The sequence below is a fragment of the Robbsia andropogonis genome, from assembly GCF_034047095.1.
Lineage (GTDB): Bacteria > Pseudomonadota > Gammaproteobacteria > Burkholderiales > Burkholderiaceae > Robbsia > Robbsia andropogonis.
In genome coordinates this window covers 1,105,993-1,120,516 of record NZ_CP139166.1, presented here as the reverse complement: position 1 = coordinate 1,120,516, position 14,524 = coordinate 1,105,993, and the positions used below count along the sequence as shown (strand labels likewise).

The 14,524-nt window shown below is 60.1% G+C and carries 10 protein-coding genes and 1 riboswitch; of the genes, 3 read left to right on the top strand and 7 right to left on the bottom strand.

The window, feature by feature from the left end; genetic code table 11:
- Window positions 1-195: 195 nt before the first annotated feature.
- A complete protein-coding gene (locus tag SJQ66_RS09700) occupies window positions 196-441 on the top strand; it encodes a hypothetical protein (RefSeq protein WP_024903873.1) in 246 nt (81 codons plus the stop codon).
- A 47-nt stretch (window positions 442-488) separates the two neighbouring features.
- Here the strand turns inward: SJQ66_RS09700 and SJQ66_RS09695 are convergent, their stop codons facing one another.
- Window positions 489-1,841 (bottom strand): voltage-gated chloride channel family protein, encoded by a 1,353-nt coding sequence (locus SJQ66_RS09695; RefSeq protein WP_046152853.1) that lies wholly within the window; start codon window positions 1,839-1,841, stop codon window positions 489-491.
- Window positions 1,842-1,934: 93 nt separating this feature from the next.
- Window positions 1,935-2,037, bottom strand: a riboswitch (Fluoride riboswitch).
- Window positions 2,038-2,254: 217 nt separating this feature from the next.
- Between SJQ66_RS09695 and SJQ66_RS09690 the strand changes: the two genes are divergently transcribed.
- Entirely contained in the window at window positions 2,255-2,995 is a 741-nt protein-coding gene (locus SJQ66_RS09690; protein ID WP_024903875.1) for a sulfite exporter TauE/SafE family protein, read from the top strand.
- 178 nt (window positions 2,996-3,173) lie between these two features.
- The gene (locus SJQ66_RS09685) at window positions 3,174-4,643 is read left to right on the top strand and encodes a reverse transcriptase family protein (protein ID WP_244141711.1); all 1,470 of its coding nucleotides are present in this window, start codon (window positions 3,174-3,176) and stop codon (window positions 4,641-4,643) included.
- A gap of 11 nt (window positions 4,644-4,654) precedes the next feature.
- Here the strand turns inward: SJQ66_RS09685 and gabT are convergent, their stop codons facing one another.
- The 6 genes from gabT to SJQ66_RS09655 form a co-directional block, all read right to left on the bottom strand.
- Window positions 4,655-5,941, bottom strand: coding sequence for a 4-aminobutyrate--2-oxoglutarate transaminase (gene gabT, locus SJQ66_RS09680; protein ID WP_024903877.1), 1,287 nt, complete (start codon window positions 5,939-5,941; stop codon window positions 4,655-4,657).
- Window positions 5,942-6,002: 61 nt separating this feature from the next.
- Complete coding sequence (locus SJQ66_RS09675; RefSeq protein ID WP_320533993.1) at window positions 6,003-9,005, bottom strand: FAD-binding and (Fe-S)-binding domain-containing protein; 3,003 nt, start codon at window positions 9,003-9,005, stop codon at window positions 6,003-6,005.
- 178 nt (window positions 9,006-9,183) lie between these two features.
- A complete protein-coding gene (locus SJQ66_RS09670; protein WP_024903879.1) occupies window positions 9,184-10,665 on the bottom strand; it encodes an NAD-dependent succinate-semialdehyde dehydrogenase in 1,482 nt (493 codons plus the stop codon).
- A gap of 62 nt (window positions 10,666-10,727) precedes the next feature.
- On the bottom strand, window positions 10,728-12,479 hold the full coding sequence (locus SJQ66_RS09665; protein ID WP_253464439.1) for an ABC transporter ATP-binding protein: 1,752 nt from the start codon (window positions 12,477-12,479) through the stop codon (window positions 10,728-10,730).
- Between the two features lie 2 nt (window positions 12,480-12,481).
- Window positions 12,482-13,444, bottom strand: a complete 963-nt coding sequence (locus tag SJQ66_RS09660) for an ABC transporter permease (RefSeq protein ID WP_081764966.1) — start codon at window positions 13,442-13,444, stop codon at window positions 12,482-12,484.
- Window positions 13,445-13,550: 106 nt separating this feature from the next.
- The gene (locus tag SJQ66_RS09655; protein ID WP_024903882.1) at window positions 13,551-14,507 is read right to left on the bottom strand and encodes an ABC transporter permease; all 957 of its coding nucleotides are present in this window, start codon (window positions 14,505-14,507) and stop codon (window positions 13,551-13,553) included.
- Window positions 14,508-14,524 lie beyond the last annotated feature (17 nt).

The window sequence follows — 14,524 nt, the reverse complement described above, 5'->3', positions numbered from 1 at the left end:
GCGGTTCCAGGCTTTTCGCCATAAGGCCCAGAGTGGATTTGTCGTTTTTTCCGGAACGACATTGGCTGGTTAGGCTGGATCTGCATCGTCAGGCGCAGGTTTTGCTAAAATATCGATTCGATAAGACCGCTAATCCAAATCGGTCCGGTACGGGCAATCCGTGCCGTCGTAGTGCAATCGGAGAGTAAATCCATAATGAAGGACACGCGCTTTCCCACCGACAAGGTCGCGATGCGCAGGAACGACGATGCAATCGCGCGGTTTAATGCGCTATTCAAGTCTCGCAGCGAACTGGAACGTGACGCTGAAGAAGCGGAGCGGGCACAACGCGCCGCGGAAACTGCTATCAAATGGCGTGCTCAGCGCGATGAAGCACTGGAAACAGTGCGTGCGTCGATCAGCGCGCACGGTTTTTCTCAAGCTGAACTGTTTGATCACTGATTCGTAAGGTTATCTGCCGCGTTGCGTCGATGATTATCGAATCCGAATCAAACGCTATTTTCGGGGTTTTTCGGGCTTTTGGCATCGCCAACAGTATCGGCGCGTCCGAGTTCCGATAGACGCAGCGTTTCAGGAATATACCGTTGGTTCGAGCGATATTTGCCTGAGCCGAAGCGCTGAGCGTGATAAATCCCGGTATGGCCTGAAAAAAAGTAGGCCATGACGCAGGCTATGGCGGCAAATGGGCCGATGTCGACGCCAAACAACTCGATGGCCATCAGAATGGTCGCCACGGGCGTGTTGGCCGCTCCTGCGAATACGGCAACAAAGCCGATTCCCGCTAGCATCGATATCGGCAGGTGCAGGAATGGCGCCAGTGCATTGCCAAGCGTTGCACCGATGTAGAAGAGCGGTGTTACTTCTCCGCCTTTGAACCCGCTGCCGAGCGAACCAACCGTGTAGACAAATTTTCCGATGAAGTCCCACGGTCGCATGGGCTCGTTGAAAGCAAGGACAATGTCTGGAATGCCCAGGCCGATGTAGTGGTAGGTATCGAACACCCAGACGGCAGTGGCGATCACAGCCCCACCGAATAATGGGCGAAATGGCGCGAAAGGGATCATACGCTTGATGGCCCTACCTAGCGCGTGCGTTGCATTTGCAAATACCCTGCTGACGAGACCGAACAGTATTCCCGCAAGCATGACGGTGAAGGCGCTATGAAAACTGATCGATGTGATCTCGGAGACGAGATAGTGGGTGTGAACCGCACCCCATGCGCGGCAAACCTGGTCCGCCACCAACCCCGCGATCAGGCAGGGTAGCAACGCGTCGTATCGCATCCGGCCGATTGCCAATACTTCCAGGCCGAAGATCGTACCGGCCAGCGGCGTTCCAAATATTGAGGCAAACCCTGCGCTGATGCCACTCATCAGCAGAATGCGCCGGTCTTCGTGCTGGAGTTTGAACACATGCGTCAATTGATCGGCTAGCGCGCCTCCCATCTGAACAGCGGTGCCTTCACGGCCGACCGACGCGCCGAACAAGTGCGAAGCGATGGTTCCACCCAGCACGAGCGGCGCCATCCGCAGAGGGATGACCCGCTTCGGATCGTGTATCTCATCGATCAGCAGGTTGTTGCCACCATCTACGGACTGACCATAGCGGTGATACAGCAGACCGACTCCACAGCCGGCAAAAGGCAGCAGCCAGATAATCCAGCGATGCGCTTCACGCCAGGACGTGACGTGGTCGAGTGCGACCAGGAATAATGCGGACGCTGATCCGGACAGGACCGCAACAATACTGGACAGCGTGAACCATTTGCCAAGATACAGCAGCGAGGCCAGCGGTTCCGGAGGAACGCCAAGGCGTTGCAGTAAGCGCAGAAAAATCGGCATGGCGGCACAGGCAAGGAAAATAAGGGCCTGACGCACGCTGGGGTGGGGGCGGCGACAATGCGCGCGCGCCTACAGCCCCGGACGTAAATCAGGGAAACTGTAGGCGCCATCGGCCTCGCGTCCTGCGGAATAATATATTCAGCGATCGACGGGGCGGTTTGTCTAAACCAGGAGGAGCACCATCTCCTGCGCGGCTGGTCCTCTAGAAAAGCCGCATGCCCGCATTATTCCCAAATAGCGCCAACCTGTCCAGTCTGTCAGGACGGCACCGTGCGGTGAAATGCGTGGCGGTACAATCGCAGGCAACCCATGCGCGGCGTTGATCAGGCGCCTCCTGCAGACCAAGTTTCGGCTTTGAGGACGATTATTGCCTCGGGGACGCACGCGCCGACGAAGAACAGGGAGACGATGGGATGGTCTGGTTGTGTTGCGCATTTTTGCTGGCGGGTCTGGTCAAGGGGATTTCCGGGATGGGATTGCCGACTGTCGCGATGGGATTGCTCGGCAGTGTGATGTCGCCAGCCAGCGCGGCGGCGATTCTGGTGATTCCTTCGTTCGTGACGAACGTCTGGCAATTGGTGGCTGGCGGCGGGTTACATGTTTTATGGCGGCGTCTATCGAGGATGTTGCTAGGCATCGTTATTGGGACGGTGGCCGGTGCTGTATTGTTGGTGGGCGGATCGTCTCATTATTCTGGCGTCGCGCTGGGTGCGGCGTTGATCGTCTATGGCGGTTATGCATTGCTTGGACCGTCCTTGCGTGTGCCGCTCGCCTGGGAGTGGTGGTTATCTCCGGTGATTGGCGTGGTGACTGGCCTGATTACCGGTGTGACCGGCGTGTTCGTCATGCCTGCGGTCCCTTATCTGCAAGCGTTGGATATGGATAAAGACCGGCTGGTGCAGGCGCTCGGTTTGTCATTCACCGTATCGACGATTGCGTTGGCGTTAGCTTTGCTCTTGCACGGTGGCCTGCCGATCGCACGCGTGGGGCTGTCGATATTGGCCGTGATCCCGGCGTTGATCGGTATGTGGATCGGGCAGAAAGTGCGAAACCGTATCAGCGCACGCGCGTTTCGTCGTGGCTTTCTCATTTTTCTGATTCTCCTTGGCGGTGAACTTGTGGCGCGCGGCATCATTGGCCTGATTCATTCGTGATCCGGCGCGGTTTCCGCGATGAGTCGGCGCATCCTCATCCGTGGAAGAGGTCAGCCGGTCTTATTGACAGCGAGTCGCTCTCGGCGATAAGGTGCTTGCCTGGAGCACGGATCAAGCTTATTCCTCGGGCGCTGTCATTTTGGCCCAGGACCACGGGGCTACCCCGTGGATGATTTGGATGTCGCATTGCACCGCAAGAGCCCCGTTGCGCACGGCGCAAGCCCGCTCTCGCCACACCGGTACGTTGATTCGTGGCTCCTCTTTTACTATGCAACTCGATCTATCAGCTGCGGTACAGCTTATCGCGGAAGCTGCCCTTGCAGGCCCGTCCAAACACGCCAGTGTCGTCGAGCGGATCGTAGCGGTAGTCGGTGCCGACCCGCCGTGGTGTCACGATGTCGCGACCCTTGCCGTGCAACGCTTCGCGTATTGCTGGCGGGAGGCATCACCGGAAGACCTCGCACTGCTGATCGTCGATGTCCCGGCCTTCGCCGCGGCGTGGTCTGGCGTGGATCGTCCCACATTCGTTCGGGTGTTGAAGCGCGTCCCCACGCAAGTCGCGCCCCCCGTCTCGCTGGCGCATATCTCGATCCCGCTGTTGCCGACACTGGCAGACCTCGCCGATTGGCTGGAGTTGCGCTCTACCGATCTGGAATGGCTTGCCGATCGTTGGCGTGTGGAGGGCCATGCGCGCCGGCTGCATCATTACGGCTATCACGCTTGCGAAAAACGAGACGGCCGCTACCGTTTGATTGAGCGGCCGAAGCCGCTGCTACGTTCGGCCCAGCATAAAATCCTGCATCAAATACTCGATCATATTCCCGTGCATGCTGCCGCGCACGGGTTCTGTAAAAGGCGCAACATCGTCTCATTCGCGGCGCCGCATGCCGGGCAAGCGATGGTGTTGTCGTTTGATCTTCAGGATTTCTTCAGTTCTGTGACAGCCGGGAGGGTGCATGCGATCTTCCGAACCCTGGGCTATCCATTCGCCGTGGCGCGCGCGATCACGGCCTTGACGACAAATCGTGTGCCAAGTGCATATTTCGACGCGCCTCCGTTACGCGGAAAATTCACATGGCATGAACGTGAGCGCTTGCGCGCTCGGCATTTACCGCAAGGTGCGGCGACGTCGCCCGCGCTGGCCAATTTATGCGCATTTCGACTCGATATGCGGCTATCCGCATTGGCTCGCGCCCTCGGCGCACGCTATACGCGCTATGCCGACGATCTGGCGTTCTCCGGCGGCAGCGTACTCGCGCGCGCCAGCGAGCGGCTATCCATCCAGGTCGCGGCGATTGCTTTGGAGGAAGGGTTCGAAGTGCATTCGCGTAAAACGCATGGAATGCCGCGAGGCGTTCGGCAACAGCTTGCCGGTGTCGTCATCAATCGACATCCGAACCTGGCGCGTGATTGCTACGACCGATGCAAAGCCGTGCTGCATAACTGCGCGCTCCATGGTCCCGCATCTCAAAATCGTGAAGCACATGGGGACTTTCGCGCTCACCTGATGGGAAAGGTGGCGCACGCGACAATGCTCAATCCGCGACGCGGCGCAAAGCTCAAGGTTTTGTTCGATCGCATCATATGGCCTGAGGACGCCCCGGCCCGACCGCCGGACGACGGTACGGTGCACGCGATGCCGCAATGATTATCTTGCCATCATGCCGCGCGGCAATGTGCAATCGCGCTATCGAGGATAGCCAGCGCTTCCTCCGCGACCGACTTCGGTGTGTTCAGCGGCGCGAGCAGGCGTAACGTGTTGCGATGGACCCCGCACTTGATCACCAGCAGGCCTTCCTCGCGGCAGCGATCGATTACCGCCTGCGCGAAGTGTGCGTCCGGCTGGAACGGATCGGCATCCTTGACGAATTCCAGCGCTGCCATCGGTCCCACGCCACGCACGATGCCCACTTCCGGCGACGCGGCGGCGATACGCTGCAGACCGGCACGAAGTTGCTCGCCCAAAGCACGTCCTTGCTCCAGGAGCTTTTCCGCCTCGAAAACATCCAATACCGCGAGAGCAGCGGCGCACGCAAGCGGATTCCCCGCATACGTGCCGCCGAGACCGCCTGGTAGTGGCGCATCCATTATCTCGGCACGCCCGACCACGCCCGACAAAGGCAGTCCACCTGCGAGCGACTTCGCCACCGTCACGAGATCCGGTTGAATACCAAAATGCTGGAAGCCGAACATTTCGCCGGTACGGCCGAAACCGGACTGGATCTCGTCGAGAATCAGGACAATGCCGTGTTTCCGCGTCAGATCACGTAATGCATGCATGAACTCCTTGCCCGCCGGCAGGAAACCGCCGTCGCCTTGCACCGGTTCGATAATGATTGCGGCAACGCGGTCCGGCATGATTTGCGTGGCGAACAGATCTTCCAATGCACGGATGGCATCCGCTGCGCTGAAGCCGCGATAGTCATCGGGATAGGGCGTGTGATACACATCGCCTGCCAGTGGTCCGAAATTCTGCTTGTAGGGCGAACTCATGCCGGTTAGTGTCGAGCCCAACAACGTACGGCCATGGAAACCGCCTCGGAACGCGATGATACCTGGCACATTGCGATAGGCCCGCGCGATCTTTACCGCGTTTTCTACCGCTTCCACGCCGGTGGTCGCGAAGAACGTCTTGTACGGTGTATCGCCGCCAATCATCTTGTTCAGCTTTGCCGCCAACGTTACATAGCCGTCGTAACCGACGACCTGGAATGCCGCGTGCGTGACACGCTTCAACTGCTCATGCACGGCCGCGATCACTTTAGGATGTGAGTGACCGATATTTTGCACCCCGATACCGCCGACGAAGTCGATATAGCGACGACCTTCCACATCCCATAACTCCGCGCCCGCCGCCTTGTCGGCGAAGATCGGATGCGCGGTGACGACACCTCGCGGCACGTGTTGTTGACGGAAAGTGTTGAAAGCGGCGTTATCGCGGGTCATGACGAAAAGTTCTCCAGAAAAACAGCGGATCGGACCGCAAATAAGGTGTCGAGACGTGAGCTCAGGGCGTGGTGCGAGCGGCACTGACCGTTGTTGGGTCAGGGACCGCGGACGATGTGTCGTGGTCTTCCGGGGGCAGCGACGCGGCCAGGATTTCCGCGAGGTGGCGCGCGTGGCGCCCACTGAGGCGTTTGATCTGCGTGCGGCAACTGAAGCCATCCGCGACCACGGTGCTGTCGGCCGACAGCGAGTGGAGTGCGGGCAGCAATTCGCGTTCGCCGACCGTCTTAGCCACCGAGGCGGTTTTTTCGTGATAGCCGAAGGCACCCGCCATGCCGCAACAACCGGTATCGAGCACATTCGCGCCAATCGCTTTTTCCGCGCCGGCACCGCCGCAGGCGCGTTGATGGCAATGTGGGTGCAAGTGCACGGCGTCGTTAGCCAGTGCGTCCACTCGCAGCCCGTGTTTCCGCGCGTATTCCGCCATCGTGATGCAGGCTGCCGCCAACGCGTCGGCACGCGCGTCATGGGCAATCAAGGCGCGCATTTCGTCGCGGAAAACGGAAAGGCAACTGGGTTCCAGAACCAGGATCGGCACATTCGCCGCCACTGGCGGGCCCATCATGTCGAGGATGGCGTGCAACTGCGTGCGCGCCTCGTCCAGCAGGCCGACGTCGTACAGCGGGCGACCACAGCAGACATGGCGCGGTGTCAACCGTGGCGTGCCCCCCGCGGCACGTACCACTTGCACGGCGGCTTCGAGCACTTCAGGCGTAAAGCCGTTGTTGAACGTGTCGGTCCAGATCACGACATCGTTCTCGCCAAAGCCGTTCGACCAATCGGACGACAGCGTCTTCGCCACCACGCCGTCACGAAATGCCTTGCGCGCAATATCGGGGAACTGCGCGGTCTCGGCCAAGCCAAAGCGACGCGCGGCACGCTTGACCACGGGGTTGCGCATGGCGCCATTCAATACGCCGCTGAAACGGGTGGCAAGGGGCAACCAACTGCCGATACGACCCACGGCCGCATCCATCGGCGCGCGGCGCCGGGTCTGATAGTAGCGATGCAGAAACTCCGCACGGTATTTCGGGATGTCGACATGGGTCGGGCAGTCGTTCTTGCAGCCCTTGCACGACAGGCATAGATCCATCGACTCCTTGACGGCATCGGCATCGCGAGATTCACTGATGATTTCGCCGTTCAACATCTCGAAAAAGAGTCGGGCACGACCTCGTGTCGAATACCGTTCCTCGCGCGTGGCTTTGAAGCTCGGGCACATGGTCCCCGCATCGAGCGACCGACATTTTCCCATGCCGATGCAGCGCTCGGTTTCGCGTCCGTAACCGCGATCCTGCTTTTGTCCGGTTTCGGAACTGTCTCCGGAAACGGTATGTGCCGCCATCGGATACGTGAAGGCACCCGTAATATCGCCACGGCGATAGTCCGGGCCCATGCGCAGATGGGCATCGGCAGGCATGGCGTCAATCAACTTACCGGGGTTCATCAACTGTTGCGGGTCCCACAGTGCCTTGAATTCCCGAAAAGCCTGCATCAGCGTGGGTGGGTACATCAATGGCAGGAACTCGCCTTTGGCTTGTCCATCGCCGTGTTCGCCCGATAGCGATCCCTTGTACTTGACGACGAGTCTGGCGGCCTCTTCCAGGAAATCGCGCCACGACCGCACGCCGGTTTTGGAGCGCAAGTCGAATGTAATGCGGGAATGGATGCAGCCGTCGCCGAAATGACCATATAGATTGGTCTTGTAACCGTAACGCGCTACCAGTGCGGTGAATTCACGCAAGTAAGGGCCAAGCAAAGCGGGTTCTACCGCAGCGTCTTCCCAGCCCACCACCGGATCGGGCACCCCAGGAATGTGAGATAGCGACGTGGCCGAGGCACCTGTTTCGCGAATCGTCCACAGACGATTCATCAACGTGGCGTCGTCGACAAAGCGCACGCTTGGGCGTTGCGGGAAATGTTGCGCGGCTGCCACCATCGTTTGTGCTTGCGCAATAGCTTCGGCACGCGTTGCCGCGCCGAATTCGACCAAGAGCCAGGCATCGCCGGCGGGAAGTTCCGCAATGTCGTCCAATTTCAGACGCAAAGCCTTCAGACCGCCGATGATGCCCTGGTCTAGGCCTTCCATCGCGATAGCGCCCAGGGGCAGCAGATCGGGGACGCTGTCCGCCGCGTCGAAGATCGTCTCGAAACCGAGCACTACGAGCACGCGCTCCGGGCGACCTTCCACGAGCGTCGTCTGTGCCCGCAGCGTGGTGGCGAGCGTGCCTTCGCTTCCTACCAGGGCACGGGCAATATTGAATCCGTTTTCCGGTAGCAGTTGATCGAGGTTGTAGCCCGATACGCGTCGCTTTAACTTCGGGAAGCCCGCGCGGATGTCGTCCGCATACCGGGTGACCAGATCACGCAGACCGGCGACGATGCGGGCCTGGTCGCCGCCCGCCGCCATATGTGCCGCATACGCCGCGTCGTCGGTCGCGCCAACCCAGAAACGTGCGCCGGTGGTGGTCAAAATCTCGAGACGCTCGATGTTCTCGACGGTCTTGCCCGCCATCACCGAATGGGCGCCGCACGAGTTATTGCCGATCATGCCGCCCAGCGTGCATCGGCTATGCGTGGCCGGGTCCGGGCCGAACGTCAGGCCATGTTTCGCGGCGGCTTTCTTGAGTTGATCGCAGATGACGCCGGGTTGCACGATTGCATGGCGCGCCGTGGCATCAACATGCTCGATTTCGTGCAGGTATTTCGAATGATCGATACAGATCGCATCATTGACGGACTGGCCACACATCGATGTACCGGCGCCGCGCGGTAACATCGCGATACCCAATTCCGCGCAAAGTCGCACCGTTTTCTCGAAATCGTCGGTCGAACGTGGCACGACGACGCCAATCGGCGGTTGCCTGTAGTTCGACGCCTCGGAAGCATAGACGGCACGCGTCGCTGCGTCGAAACGCACCTCGGCAGTGGTTTCCGCTTGCAATCGACGACGCAATGTCATCATGCGATTCAGATCCGCGCCGCGTGTGAAGGACGATTTCATTGATCGATTTAGCACCAGAAGAGCACGAAGTGCAGTACCTAGTATAGGAAGTCGCGGTGACGCGAAACTATCGAAAAGACCGTGTGGTGCGGCACCGGATGCTGAATTTCAAGGAATGACGGCAGATCCTTCGATCCCCTTGCCGGACCTTGAGGGCGCCGCCGTTGGTGAGCGGTTTTTAACGCAGAGAGCCTTGGCAGATGTACTTGATGTGCATGTATTCCTGGATACCGTGGCGCGAGCCTTCACGGCCGTAACCCGAGTCCTTGATACCGCCAAACGGCGCCGCTTCAGCGGCGAGTGCGCCTTCGTTTACGCCAATGATGCCGCTTTCGATTGCATCGGCCAGGCGCCAGATCCTGCGCACATCGTTCGAGTAGAAATACGCGGCGAGACCGAATGGGGTTGCATTCGCGTCGGCGATCACGTCGGCCTCGGTCGTGAAGCGCGTCACGGGTACGACGGGGCCGAAGGTTTCTTCGCACGAACAATCCATCGAAGGAGTGGCGCCTGTCAATACGGTGGGTGCAAAGTAGTTTCCGCTCTTGATATGCGGCCCGGTGATGCGTTCGCCGCCCACCACGAGCTCTGCGCCCTGTTCAACCGCGTTGCGTACATGGCGCGCTATCTTGTCCACGGCTCGTGCGTTGATCATCGGACCGATCTGTGATGTCGGGTCCGTTGCGGGTCCGACTTTCAAGGCCGACACGCGCGCCGCGAGCTTGTCGACGAACGCGTCGTGCACGCTGTCCTGCACGTAGATACGATTGGGGCAGACACAGGTCTGGCCGCCGTTGCGGAACTTTGCGATCATCAGCCCCTCGACGGCCGCGTCGAGGTCGGCGTCGTCGAATACGATGAACGGAGCGTTGCCGCCGAGTTCCAGCGACAACTTCTTCAGTGTGTCCGCACTGCGGCGTGCCAGATGCTTTCCGACCGGTGTCGAGCCGGTGAACGTGATCTTGCGCACGCGCCTGTCATCGAGCCAGACGTCGACAACATCGGGCGTATGCGCGCGCGAGGCGGTGACGATATTCAAGACGCCCTTCGGCACACCGGCCTGCTCGGCGAGCTTTACCAGTGCCAGAGACGTCAGCGGCGTGTCTTCCGCGGGTTTGCATACCACCGTGCAACCGGCGGCCAGTGCCGGGGCGATCTTGCGGGCGATCATCGCGGCGGGGAAGTTCCATGGGGTGACCGCGGCAATGACGCCAACCGGTTCACGCAAGGCAAACATCATGCGGCCCGCGGCAGGAGAAGGGATGATGTCGCCGTCTGTCCGGGTGGCCTCCTCCGCGAACCACTCGACATAGCTGGCGGCGTACGACACTTCGCCTTTGCCTTCGGCAAGCGGCTTGCCCTGTTCGCGCGAGATTAGCTTGCCCAAGTCATCGGCGTGCTCGATGATCAAATCGTTCCAGCGTTTGATGATGCTCGCCCGTTGCTTCGCCGGCACTTTGCGCCATGTGGCGAATGCGCGATGCGCGGCATCCACCGCGCGTCGGGCATCCTCGGCACTGCTGTCCGGGACCGACATGAAAACCTCATCCGTTGCCGGGTCGGAGACACCGAAGGTGGCGCCATCGGCCGCGTCGACCCATGCACCGTCAATATGATTCTGGCCCAACAACAGGGCGGCGTTTTTCATCGTCAAAGACATGATCGATTTTCCTCGGATTTGTACGGTAGAAGCGCGTTATCGCGCCATGAATGTGATGTCGGCTAGACAGCCAATGGTGTATTTCGTGCGGCTTCTTCGGCCAGTGTTCGTACGCCGCGAAGATCGACTTCGTCGATCCATCCCCGTCGTAGTTCCGGCACCGACTTGGAAAGCAACGCATAGTAGGGATGCGGCTCGGGTTGGTCATAGTCGGCACGCGCGATCTGCGTGACTTTGCGTCCGTATTGCATGACGACGATTTCATCGCAGATCGCGCGCACCGTGTGCAGATCGTGGCTGATGAACAGATACGATACACCCAGCTCCTTCCGGAGTTCCGCCATCAGGTCCAGTACCGCCGCGGCGACGACCGTGTCCAATGCGGAGGTGACTTCATCGCACAATATCAAGTCGGGTTCCGCCGCCAAGGCTCGCGCGAGGTTGATACGTTGCTTTTGCCCGCCCGACAACGCGGCCGGATAGCGATGCATCGTATCGCGCGGCATGCGTACCATATCCAGCAACGCTGCAATGCGCGTCTGCAGCGCCCGCCCTTTCAGCCCGTGGTAGAACTGCAGTGGCCTGGCCAGGATGCGCTCGATCGTATGACCCGGATTCAACGCGGTATCGGCCATCTGGAAAACGATCTGTATACGACGCAGTTCTTCGCGGCTGCGCCGGCCGAGGTCGTGCGCCAGCGTTTGGCCGTCGAAGCGAATGCGCCCCTCGTAAGGTGCGATAAGCCCGGCGATCGCGCGTGCGAGCGTCGTCTTGCCCGACCCGGATTCTCCAATCACGCCGATTGCTTGGCCACGATACAGTTTCAAGTCGACGCGATCCAGAATCTGGTTTTCAGGGCGACCCTGTTTATCGAGGCGACCATAGCCGGCGCAAAGCACGTCCACTTGCAGCAATGGCTGTTTCGGCGTCACCGTTCCCCTGGATGTCACGTCGGGCGATGTCGACGATGCCCCGCTCACCTCTGAAGCGGGCGCTGCCATGGCGGCACCGTCTATGACATGGCCACTTCTAACCCGTGTGTCAGGCCGCACGGCCGCGAGCAGCCTGCGCGTGTAGTCGTGGGTTGGCGCATGCAGGATCTGATCGGTGTCGCCGAACTCCTGCATCTGGCCATTGCGTAAAACCAGAATGCGGTCGGCCACCTGTGCGACAACCGCGAGATCGTGGCTGACGTAGACCGCGGTTGTTTGACGTTCGCGCACCGCCCGCTTGAATGCACGCAACACATCGACCTGCGTGGTCACGTCAAGTGCCGTTGTGGGCTCATCGAGAATCACGACATCGGGGTCCGTGATCAGCGCCATCGCCGCCATCAGGCGCTGTAGTTGGCCCCCGGAGACTTGGTGCGGGTAACGCGCCCCGATGTGATCCGGGTCCGGCAGCGACAACTCGCGGAACAAGGCCACTGCCTTACGTTCGGCGGCATCTCGCGTCATCGTCTTGTGGATCAAGGCGGGCTCCACCACTTGATCGATGATCGTCCGCGAGGGATTGAACGACGCCGAGGCGCTTTGCGCGACGTAGGTGATCTTGCGGCCGCGCAAAGCACGCTGCGCCTCCGCGGACAGTTCCAGCACGTGAACGCCGCCTACGTCGATTGTGCTGTCGTCTGCAATCGCACAACCGCTGCGGGCATATCCCATCAATGAGAGCGCGGTGGTTGTTTTGCCGGAGCCGGACTCGCCGATCAGCGCCAGCACTTCGCCGGGACGAATATCAAAATGCAACTTGTCTACCAGCACGGCATCGCCAGCGGTGATCGTCAGGTTATTGACGTGAATCGAGACGCCCATTATTACTTCTCCGAGTGCGTGTCGCCAGTGCGGTTCATTACGTCTATCTTTGCTTTACGTTTAAGCAACGTCTTGCCGCCGGCGAGGTTGTCGATCAGCACGTTCACTGCAATCGTGAGGCTGGCGATAGCCAATGCCGGCGCGATCACGGCGAGGCTGCCTTCGGCCAAGCCATCGAGGTTCTCCCGTACCAACGAACCCCAGTCCGCGTTGGGCGGTTGAATACCCAGGCCAAGGAAACTCAGGCTCGCCAATAACAAGACGACGTAGACGAAACGTAGGCCGAGATCCGCCAGCATCGGACCGGCGATATTTGGCAGAATCTCCTGTGTCATGATGTAGGCAAGCCCTTCACCGCGTGTACGGGCAACGGCAATATAATCCATCGCGTAAATGTTGACGGCGAGTGAGCGTGCGATGCGGTAGGCGCCTGGCAGGTAGATGACGGCCGCGGTCGCCCCCAACATCCAGGTGGACGATCCGAACGCCGCCACCATGATCAGCGCGAACATTTTGCTGGGAATCGCCGTCAATGTGTCCAATACCCGACTGAGCGTATTGTCCACGGTGGTGCCGCCCACGGTTGCGATCAAAGCCAGTGCCGTGCCAAGGCCGCTCGCTACCAGTGTTGCAACTAGCGCCAAGCCAACGGTATAACGGGCGCCCATGATGACACGCGCCAGCATGTCTCGGCCAAGATAGTCGGTTCCCAGCCAATGCTGTGCGCTGATGCCGGCGAATATCTGGACATCGCCATTGCCGTAACTGGCGCCGTTCGCGCCACCGAAGGCCGCGCCGAAGATGGCGGCGCTGACCCATCCCACAATGACGCATAAGCCCGCCCATCCCGCAATGCCAAGGCGTGCACGGCAACGGCGAAACGGGGCAAGCAGGCCGCCGGCCGGCACACCCGTCGGTTCCGCTGCGACGCTTTCGTCGATGCCGCTTTGCGTGGCTTTGTTCATCGATTCATACTCCATCCAGTAACGTGAAAAGCGGTGCAGTGCGTGTGGCGTCATTTCCGGGTGCGCCTTGCGAAAACACGGGCACACGGGAAGCCTGTCCGTCCATTCAACGATGACGCAGACGCGGGTTTGCGACAATGCCGAAGATGTCCGCGGTAGTGACCAGAATCAGGTAGCCGGCGCAAAAGATCATCGCGCATGCCTGAACGATCGGCATATCTCGTTGACTGACACTGTCCACCATCAACTTTGCAATGCCGGGATAGTTGAATATCGTCTCGACAATGATGACACCGCCCAATAGATAAGAGAGGCTCAACGCAACCGCGTTCGCAATTGGCCCAACTGCATTGGGCAACGCATGCAGCATGACCAAGCGTACCGGCGATGCACCTTTCAGGCGAACCATCTCGATATACGGCGCCTGCAGTTGATCGATCAACGCGGCGCGTGTCATGCGCACCATCTGCGCGACGATCACGCAGCACAAGGTCATCACGGGCATGGCCATTGACCGCAACATCTTGCCGAGTGGGTCGCCGTCGTTGATGTAAGTCAATGCAGGCAACCAATGCAATTTCACCGCAAACAGCAATACGGCCAGTGTGGCTACCAGAAACTCGGGGACCGACACGACGCTGACAACCGCCACGCTGACGCCCCGATCGAATGCGGAGCCGCGACGCACGGCGCAGAGAATACCGAGGCCCAGCGCGATGGGTACGGAGATCAGTGCGGTCATGCCCGCCAAGAAAAGGGAATGGGCCAGACGCCCCCCCACCAAGGTTCCCACCGATGAATGCGTGACCAACGAGTCACCCGGCTGACCGGTCATCAGCCCACCTAGCCAATGCCAGTAGCGCACGGGGGCCGGTACGTCGAGTCCCATCTGCGCCCGAAGCGCAGCCACCGCTTCCGGCGTGGCGTCCTGACCGAGTTGCGCTTGCGCTGCATCTCCTGGAAGAACGGCGGTGATGGCGAATACGACGACCGAAATCGCCAGGAGCGACAGTACGGCTGCAGCGATACGCCGCACGAGCAGTTGGAGGATGGCAGTGTTCACGCGAAATCTCCTTCGTT